Source organism: Pedobacter sp. (assembly GCF_035317785.1).
Taxonomy (GTDB): domain Bacteria; phylum Bacteroidota; class Bacteroidia; order Sphingobacteriales; family Sphingobacteriaceae; genus Pedobacter.
The window spans coordinates 21,518-30,691 of record NZ_DATHGC010000219.1 but is presented as its reverse complement, the minus strand read 5'-3'; the positions used below and the strand labels follow the sequence as shown (position 1 = coordinate 30,691).

General features: G+C 43.7%; 8 protein-coding genes. 6 read left to right on the top strand and 2 right to left on the bottom strand.

What is annotated here, in order from left to right; all coding sequences use genetic code 11:
- From VK541_RS13295 to VK541_RS13280, 4 genes are all read left to right on the top strand, one after another.
- A partial coding sequence (locus tag VK541_RS13295) for a hypothetical protein (RefSeq protein ID WP_324370817.1) occupies positions 1-273 on the top strand: 273 nt, incomplete at its 5' end.
- 15 nt (positions 274-288) lie between these two features.
- Positions 289-1,416, top strand: a complete 1,128-nt coding sequence (locus tag VK541_RS13290) for a glycoside hydrolase family 99-like domain-containing protein (RefSeq protein ID WP_324370816.1) — start codon at positions 289-291, stop codon at positions 1,414-1,416.
- A gap of 188 nt (positions 1,417-1,604) precedes the next feature.
- A complete protein-coding gene (locus tag VK541_RS13285; RefSeq protein WP_324370815.1) occupies positions 1,605-3,011 on the top strand; it encodes a glycogen synthase in 1,407 nt (468 codons plus the stop codon).
- An 11-nt stretch (positions 3,012-3,022) separates the two neighbouring features.
- Positions 3,023-4,294, top strand: coding sequence for a glucose-1-phosphate adenylyltransferase (locus VK541_RS13280; protein ID WP_324370814.1), 1,272 nt, complete (start codon positions 3,023-3,025; stop codon positions 4,292-4,294).
- On the opposite strand, the gene VK541_RS13275 is transcribed toward VK541_RS13280, so the two are convergent.
- Both VK541_RS13275 and VK541_RS13270 read right to left on the bottom strand, forming a co-directional pair.
- A complete protein-coding gene (locus VK541_RS13275; RefSeq protein WP_324370813.1) occupies positions 4,295-5,653 on the bottom strand; it encodes a sensor histidine kinase in 1,359 nt (452 codons plus the stop codon).
- Entirely contained in the window at positions 5,653-7,023 is a 1,371-nt protein-coding gene (locus tag VK541_RS13270; protein ID WP_324370812.1) for a sigma-54 dependent transcriptional regulator, read from the bottom strand. The genes VK541_RS13275 and VK541_RS13270 overlap by 1 nt, the downstream gene beginning before the upstream one ends.
- Before the next feature lie 183 nt (positions 7,024-7,206).
- Between VK541_RS13270 and VK541_RS13265 the strand changes: the two genes are divergently transcribed.
- Complete coding sequence (locus tag VK541_RS13265; protein WP_324370811.1) at positions 7,207-8,451, top strand: efflux RND transporter periplasmic adaptor subunit; 1,245 nt, start codon at positions 7,207-7,209, stop codon at positions 8,449-8,451.
- A 10-nt stretch (positions 8,452-8,461) separates the two neighbouring features.
- On the top strand, positions 8,462-9,160 hold the full coding sequence (locus VK541_RS13260; protein ID WP_324370810.1) for an ABC transporter ATP-binding protein: 699 nt from the start codon (positions 8,462-8,464) through the stop codon (positions 9,158-9,160).
- The last annotated feature ends 14 nt before the right edge of the window (positions 9,161-9,174 follow it).

The window sequence follows — 9,174 nt, the reverse complement described above, 5'->3', positions numbered from 1 at the left end:
ACCATTACTGATATTCCGGACAGGTGGGAATTTCCCAATGTGGAGCGCACGTATAATCCTACAGGATACAATAACGCGATCGCAAAATTCGGGGCAAACGACCTGCCTACGGTTTCACTGAAATTTGCGAAGCCGGTCGTGCGCAGGGACTGGAATACCGCTAGAGCTTTTTACGATCCAAAATACATTCAAAAATGGTACGGGCCAACTATCCAGAGCCTGGCCGCCGCGGGTATCCCTTACGTACTGGTCAATAAATTTGTCAGGCCATAATTTAAATAAACTGAAATGAAAAATAGATATACAACCTTATGCATATTGACGCTGGCATTGTCTGCTTTGCTCGGCGCCTGTAAAAAAGATGAAGGTCCGTCGGTAGATGACCATTTTTTAAACTATGAAATCAAGAACACGCCACCAGATAAAAACTATGTGCTGGGCGCATTTTATGTGAATACAGGATCGGCTTTTAATACAAACATCAAGGAACTTCCCAAGGTAGGTAAGTATGGGTTCCCGAATGGTGTGGTTACAGCGATACCAGCCACCAATCCACCTATCATGCCCCAGCATATAGACTTTGCGCTTAAAGCAAAAATCGATTATTTTATATTTTCTGTGCGTTCTGCGACGCTGGATAATGGCGGATACAGACAGGATTCCCTGACCATCAAATCGTTTTTGGATGCACCAAATGCAGGAAGTATGAAATTTGCGATCACTTATAATTTCAATGCCGGATTGTTTGGGATCAGCAGCACTGCGGCGCTGGAAACCAGACCAGCCGCACAGATCGAAGCATTTTATAATGATTTTAAAAGGCTTGCCGTTTATTTTGGGAATGCAGGTTATATGAAAGTAAACAATAAGCCATTGCTGATCATCAACGGTGCACAGAACCTGAACGCCACTAGTAATCCGGCGGTATATACAGAACTCAGAAAACGGGTTTTTGCACTTGGCTTTGAATTGTATATTGTGGGTATGCAGGACAGGTGGTCTCCGCCACAACGTTTTTATTTCAGGTTTCAGAACTGTGTAGACGCGATGTATGAAGCCAATATGATTGATGCAGGAGATTCTCCCGACCGTACTTACCTGTTTCCACAGATGGTGGACCAGAACTGGAAATACTGGAAACAGATGCTGGAATCATGGAATATCGAATTTATTCCTTCTATTGCTTCTGGCAGGATATATACGTTTGAAAACCCAACCAGCAAAAACCTGGTGCTGAAAAGATCTGAGGGATTCTACAGGACATTTTGCAATGTTGCCAAGTTAAATGCATCAAAAAGCGGCCTCATATTTATAGATTCTTTTAACGATTTCCGGAAGGATACCCAGATTGAGCCTTCAGAGAGTTATGGTGATCTCTATCTTGATATCACCAGACAAGAGTTCAAGCTGAATTAAAATTTTTCTCAATTGTCAATACGAGAGAGATTTCTTGTTCTTTATAGTTCAAGAGATTTCTCTCTTTGTTCGAAATGACGATAATGCCATAAGGACGATTGTTTCGGCGCAATGATATTTATTTGCGCTAAATATTTGCATTCCTTATTCTAATCCTTAATTTAAGATACTTTTTAAATTCTTAAATTATGGAGATTATACACCTTAGCGCAGAATGTTATCCTATTGCTAAAGTAGGTGGTTTAGGTGACGTTGTAGGTGCATTGCCAAAATATCAAAATAAGCTGGGGCATGTCGCTAAAGTTGTCATGCCGGCTTATCAGACCAGGTTTCTCCGTGAAAATGAATTTGAAGTAGTTTACGACGGCTGGGGCAAACTGGGCTTTCAGAATTTTCCGGTCAGGATATTCAGGGAAAAGACCAATAAACTTGGTTTTGATGTTTTCCTGGTGCACATCGCCGGGTTGATGGACAGAGAGAATGTATATGGCTATGGTGATGATACAGAGCGTTTTCTTGCTTTTCAGATAGCGGTGCTGGACTGGATGGCACAATGGGAACACAAACCCGATGTGATCCATTGCCACGATCACCATACCGGCCTGGTCCCTTTTATGACGGCGTATTGCAGTCAGTTTAGAAAACTGAGCAGCGTGCCTACTGTGCTGACCATCCACAACGGCCAATACCAGGGGCAGTTTGGCTGGGACAAACTGCATTATATACCCCCGTTTGACCTCTGGAAGGCAGGTCAGCTGGAATGGAAAGGAGCTATAAACCCGTTAGCGGCAGCTATTAAATGTTCCTGGAGGGTGACAACGGTATCCCCAAGTTATTTGGAAGAGATCCGCTACAATGCCAACGGACTGGAAAGCCTGTTGTCGCAGGAAAGGGGCAAATCTGTGGGGATATTGAACGGAATAGACAACGAAGTATGGGATCCGTCCACGGATACGATGCTGTATAAGCCATACAGCATTAAAATACTGGAAGCCGGAAAAAAAGCAAACAAAGAAGCATTATGCAGTGTTTTTAATCTGGATCCTGATAAACCATTATTTACATTTATAGGAAGACTGGTAGGTGAGAAAGGTGCAGACCTGCTGCCGGATATATTCTATAGCGCTCTGCTTCAAAGCAATGGTGAAATGAATGTACTGGTGCTGGGCTCGGGAGATCCGCAGGTAGAAGGAAGACTAAATCATTTAAAGGAGGCCTTTCCGGGAAACTATAATGCTTACATCGGTTATAATGAGCAATTGTCGCATCAAATATATGCAGGTGCAGATTTTCTGCTGATGCCCAGCAGGGTAGAGCCTTGCGGGCTGAACCAGATGTATGCGCTGAGGTACGGGACCATTCCTATAGTGAGAAGAATTGGAGGTTTGAAAGATACAGTTATAGATATCGGGGATAATGGTTTTGGTATCTGCCATGACCAGACGAGTGTTTGGGATGTTGGACATGCCATAGACCGTGCATTGGAGCTTTATGCTGATGCTAAAAAAGTGAAAGAAATTCGTAAGTTTATGATGCAGCTGGATCATTCATGGGATAAGGCAGCTCAGCAATATATAAATCTGTACCAAATATAATATGAAACTAAATGACTGAAAAAGTATTGGGTGTAATTCTTGGCGGGGGCCAGGGCTCTAGGTTAGCTCCACTTACACAAACTCGCTCTAAACCTGCGGTGCCGATTGCAGGTAAATACAGATTGGTTGATATTCCTATCTCTAATTGTTTAAATTCAGGAATACACCGCATGTTTGTTTTGACGCAATTCAACTCAGCCTCATTAAACAAACACATTAAAAATACTTATCATTTCAGTACATTCAGTGCGGCTTTCGTGGATATTCTGGCTGCGGAACAGACACCCGAAAATCCGACCTGGTTTCAGGGAACGGCAGATGCGGTAAGGCAAACGATGCACCATCTGCTGAATCATGAATTTGAATATGTGCTGATCCTGTCAGGAGATCAGCTGTATCAGATGGATTTCAATGAGATGGTAGAGGCACACATTAAGAGCGGCGTTAAGGTGACGCTGGCCACCATTCCGGTAAACGCCAAGGACGCGCCGAGCTTTGGAATCTTAAAAGCCAATGAAGAAAACATCATCACCTCATTTATAGAGAAGCCTAAGACCGAGCTGCTCAAGGACTGGTCTTCTGATACCGGAGCTGACATGCAGGCAGAGGGCCGTAATTTTCTGGCTTCAATGGGTATCTATATTTTTAACAAAGACCTTTTGGTGAAGATCTTTTCCGAAAATGCAGATGAGAAAGATTTTGGTAAAGAGATCATTCCGAGGATGCTTACGGAGCACGACGTGCTGAGTTTTCAGTATGAAGGTTATTGGACAGATATAGGTAACATCGCTTCTTTCTTTGAAGCAAACCTGGGGCTTACAGACGATATTCCCAAGTTCAACCTGTTTGACCATCACCACAATATCTTTACCCGTGCCCGTATGCTGCCGCCTTCCAAAGTATTGGGCACTACGATGGACAAAACGATCATTGCTGAGGGCTGTATTTTACAGGCTGAGTGCATCAAGCATGCTGTGATTGGCATCCGTTCCCGGATTGGTGTAGGTACACATATCGAAAGCTGCTATGTGATGGGCAGTGATAAATACCAGACGCTGGAAGAAATCGCCGAAGATAAAGCCAAAGGCAAGCCAATGATAGGGATCGGTGACAGGTGTAAGATCGTAAACGCCATCATTGATAAGAACAGCCGAATCGGTGATGATGTGAAGATCATCGGTGGAGATCACCTTGCAGACGGGGAATTTGAACTGTATACGGTTAAAGACGGGATAGTGGTGGTCAAAAAAGGCGCTGTTATACCAGATGGTACTGAAATATAATTACTGATATCTAAACACCAGGGAAAAGGTAGTATGCTCAAAAGGAACTGAGGTTACTTCCAGATTTCCCTGGTGCATTTTCATAATGTTTCGGGTGATGGTCAGACCAATACCCGAGCCATTTTTCCTGGTGGTAAAAAAGGGAACAAAGATCTTTTCAAGCAGTTCTGCCTCGATCCCCTTACCATTGTCGCTCACTTCCAGATACAGTTTATTCTGGTCTAACTTATAGCTGATCCCAATCACAGGATGTGCTGTGCCTTCTAAAGAATAAATGCTGTTGGTCACCAGATTGATCAGTGCCTGTTCTACCAGTTTGAGGTCGATGCGAATACTGATCCTGGAAGAAGTCTGCTCTACCTTCAATATGATATTTCTTCCGCTGGCAAAAGGCTGCATCAGTACTTTGATGTGCTGAAGGATCTCGCCAATGGTATGATACTCAAGGACTGGTGTAGGCAATTCGGCGATGAGGCGATAGTCTTTAACAAAATCCAGCAAGCCCTCTGATCTCCTTTTGATGGTCTGCAAGGCAGGCTTAAGGTCTTGAAGGTCATCGCTGCTCAGAAATTCTTTTTCCGAAATCATGCTGTTTACCGTGTCAGACAAAGAACTGATAGGAGTAATTGAGTTTAAGATTTCATGTGAGATCACCCCGATCAGCCTGTTCCATGCTTCAGATTCTTTCTGCTCTATCTCGTCTTTGATGTTCTGAAAGGAAATGATCGTATAGTCTGTCTGATAAAGGTTCAGAGGAATGATCTCTGTGGAAAGCTGGATCAGTTTATCCTGTATCTTCAATTCTACGAATTTCTTGCCCCCCTTTCCTATGGATTCAATTTCTTCTGCAAACTGGGGGATGTGCTGTACCAGCCGGTGCCAGTATTTATAGGCGGGTATGTTGAGCAGGTTGGCTGCGGCCTGGTTAAAGAAGACGATCTCCGCCTGTTTTGCATTTTCCCTGTTGTCTTTTACAACGATTACACCCACGGGTACTTGTTCCAGGATGGTCCTGATCAGCTGGAACATCGAGTCTTTTTCCAGTTGAATGTCTTTATGGATCTGTATGATCTCGTTGAAAGACTCGTAAAGTTCGGGAAAGCTGCCTTTGGTGGCCTTGTTTTTGAAATTCAAAGTGCCGTCACGCGTTTTTACAGCTAGGATAAATCTTTTAATGTCATCTTTGATCTGGTTGATGTAATGGTATAAGCTGATCAGCGTCCCCACAAGAAATATGCTCAGGCCTATGATGGTAAACCACAGTTGCGTATTCCTGATCAGGTACACCAGCAGAAACGCCAGTACATTGATGACCAGCATCCGGGTAAACAGCCGAAATGTGAACCTCTGATAAAACATTACAGGTCAAATTTTTCAATACGCCTGTACAGCGCGGCACGTGTCAGGCCAAGATCGGCAGCGGCCCTGGAAATATTTCCCTTGTGTTTATCAATTGCTTTTTGTACCATCAGTTTCTCCATTTCTTCCAGAGGGATGTCAATTTGCACCGGCGAACTATTGCCAAATTTCTGCGGACTCAGCTGAAGGTCAGCATGGCTGATCTCATGCCCGTCGGCCATGATCACCGCCCTTTCAATGACATGCTGGAGCTCCCTTACATTTCCGGGCCAGTGGTACTTCAGCAGTGTATCTTCAGCTTTGGCATCCAGTTTTAAAAGACCTTTGTGGTATTTTGTCCCGAAACTGCTTAAAAAATGGCCGGCCAGCAAGAGAATGTCTTCGCCCCGCCTGGCAAGACCCGGGAGTTCCAGTTCAACTGTATTTATTCTGAACAACAAATCTTGTCTGAAAGTTCCTTTTGCAACCATTTCATTCAAAGGCATATTGGTGGCCGTGATCAAACGCACATTGATCTTTCTTTCCTTGCTTTCGCCCAGCCGGGTGACCGTTCGATTTTGCAAAATGCTCAATAGCTTGGCCTGAAGCGGCAGGGAAAGATTTCCGATTTCATCCAGAAATATCGTCCCGCCTTCTGCCATTTCAAATCTGCCGGGTTTGTCGTCTTTTGCATCGGTAAATGCACCTTTGGCATAGCCAAATAATTCGCTTTCAAACAGATTTTCATTTAAAGAGCCCAGGTCGACATGCATAAAGATCTGGTTCCTGCGATTGGACAGCCTGTGCAGTTCATAGGCAAATACTTGTTTGCCGGTGCCATTTTCACCAAGAATTAATACATTGGCATCAGTAGGCGCAACTTTTATCAGCGTGTGTTGCAGCTGTCTGATCGGTTCTGAGCTTCCCACGATATTCTCAAACTGCCGGTTGATGTCTTTTTGCAGAGAGGAGTGGATCTTTTCGAGTTTCTTCACTTTTTTGTTGGACTGGCGCAAACGAGACGCGGAAGACAACGTGGCAAAAAGCTTCTCATTTTCCCAGGGTTTCAGTATAAAGTCAGTCGCACCCTTTTTTATTGCCTGTACAGCCAGTTCCACGTTTCCATATGCTGTCATCAGGATCACCACATAGTCTTTATCGATGGAAAGAATGTGCTCCAGCCAGTATAGACCCTCCCGGCCATCACTGGCCCCTTTTTGGTAGTTCATATCCAGCAGGATGATGTCAACTTCATTTTTGCTCAGCAGTACATTGATCTCTTTTGGAGATTTACAGGTCACTACCTGGTCAAAGTGCTGTTTCAGAAATAACCTTGCACTAAGCAGGATATCGTCGTCGTCATCGATCACTAAAACTGTTGCGTCTATCATAACAATAAAGGTTTATTGATCAAAAATAATAAAAGTGTTCGATGATGTACATGGAGTGTCCGATTTTGAACATATTTGAAAGTGTATTTTAATTAATTTGCTGAAATACAGCGAGATAAAACTGTTGTTCTTGATTGGCATAAGCTTGGCATACTGCTCGGTGTCAAAGCACATGTTAAAAAAATGGATAAGATAATAGAAAAAAAGAGGTTCAATAAAAAAACAATCCTGATACTCACAGGAGGAGTATTGTTTATTGCTCTTGTTGCGTATGGATACAGTTTGTCACTAAATAAAGTATATAAAGCTGATGCCGATAAAATTACAGTGAGTAAAGTAATATATGGCGATTTTGAGGATGTGGTGTTGTTAAACGCAAGTGTGGTTCCGCTGACCTCCGTGATCGTGAGCTCGCCTGAAGGCGGAACTGTTGCCGAAATATTTACAGAAAATGGAGCCAGTGTGGTCAAAGGGACCCCGCTCCTCAGAATTGCAAATCCTAATGCCTTATCGGGTTATACTTCTTCCGAAACCAGCATAACGGAGCAGATCAATCAATTGAGAAAGCTGAGACTGGACCTGGAACAGAACCAGCGTGTCATGAGCCAGGACATGATGGAGATCGAGAACAGCTTGAGAACTGCTACCCGCAAATACAAAATAGACAGCACACTGTATTCAAAGAAAGTGATTACCCTGCAGGAATTTAACATTTCCAGCCAGGATTATGAATATTACCAGGGACGCAAGAAGATCCTCAGAGAAGCCGTAAAACAAGAGAATCAAAGCCGGGTAATGCAGTTGCAGCAAATAGACTTTTCAATAACCAGAATGAATGAAAGTTTGGAAACCATCAGACAGAATATCGAAAACATGACCATCAAAGCTCCCGTAGCCGGAAGATTGTCATCTTACGATCCGGTAATTGGCAAATCCTACAATACCAACGAGATGCTTGGCAAAATCGACGTGATGCAGGGTTACAAACTGCAGGCCGGTGTGGATGAATATTATGTAAACCGGGTAAAGGAAGGCCAGACGGCCAATTGTGAATTTAATGGTAAAACCTACCAGCTGACCGTTAAAAAAGTGATCCCTGAGGTTACCGCCGGACAGTTCCAGGTAGAACTGGTATTTGATGGCAAGTCACCAGATGAATTGCGGAGAGGCCTGTCCCTGCAGGTGAAACTCACCCTTTCAGACAATAGTAAATCATTGCTGCTTGCCCAGGGACAATTCTTTCAAAGTACTGGCGGCTCATGGGCTTTTGTACTGAAAGACGGCAAGGCCACCAAAAGAAATGTAAAAATAGGCCGTAAAAACTATCTTTATTACGAGGTGCTGGAAGGCCTGCAAAAAGGAGAGGAAGTGATCACTTCCTCTTACGATCAGTTTACTCAATACGACATCATAGAAATAGACAAATAAAAATATAGCCATGATAAAAATCGAAAATCTGGAAAAAGTTTACAAGACTGAAGAAATAGAAACGACTGCCCTGAATGGCATCAACCTTCATGTAAAAGAAGGAGAATTTGTTTCTATAATGGGACCGTCAGGCTGCGGGAAATCTACGCTCCTGAATGTGATGGGGCTTTTGGATAAACCTGAAAGCGGCAGTTATAAGTTCATAGACACTGAATTACTAAAGCTGAATGATAGAGAACGCTCCAATTTCAGGAAACGCAATATGGGTTTTGTGTTCCAGAACTTTAACCTGATCGATGAACTGACGGTTTTTGAAAACATAGAGCTTCCGCTGATCTACAATAAGGTCCCTGCCACGGAGAGAAAGCGCCTGGTCAATGAGATCATTGAAAGAATGAACATCGTAAACCGGAGCGGGCATTTTCCTCAGCAGCTATCCGGAGGGCAGCAGCAAAGGGTGGCAGTGGCCAGGGCATTGGTGACCAAGCCGAAACTGGTACTCGCCGATGAGCCAACAGGCAACCTGGACAGCTCACATGGTAATGAAGTCATGGAGCTGCTGTGTGAGTTGAATGAAAACGGGACAACTATAGTGATGGTGACCCACTCTTCACACGATGCCAGTTTTTCCAACCGCATCATCAACCTCAAAGACGGACATGTGATCTCTGAAAAGATCAACAAAGGCCGTACGGAAGAACTGATCTGATCACGATATAAAAC

Coding starts and splice junctions, on each gene's coding strand:
- VK541_RS13280 (WP_324370814.1), top strand. CDS start 3,023: ATGACTGAAAAAGTATTGGGTGTAATTCTTGGCGGGGGCCAGGGCTCT.
- VK541_RS13260 (WP_324370810.1), top strand. CDS start 8,462: ATGATAAAAATCGAAAATCTGGAAAAAGTTTACAAGACTGAAGAAATA.
- VK541_RS13270 (WP_324370812.1), bottom strand. CDS start 7,023: ATGATAGACGCAACAGTTTTAGTGATCGATGACGACGACGATATCCTG.
- VK541_RS13265 (WP_324370811.1), top strand. CDS start 7,207: ATGGATAAGATAATAGAAAAAAAGAGGTTCAATAAAAAAACAATCCTG.
- VK541_RS13275 (WP_324370813.1), bottom strand. CDS start 5,653: ATGTTTTATCAGAGGTTCACATTTCGGCTGTTTACCCGGATGCTGGTC.
- VK541_RS13290 (WP_324370816.1), top strand. CDS start 289: ATGAAAAATAGATATACAACCTTATGCATATTGACGCTGGCATTGTCT.
- VK541_RS13285 (WP_324370815.1), top strand. CDS start 1,605: ATGGAGATTATACACCTTAGCGCAGAATGTTATCCTATTGCTAAAGTA.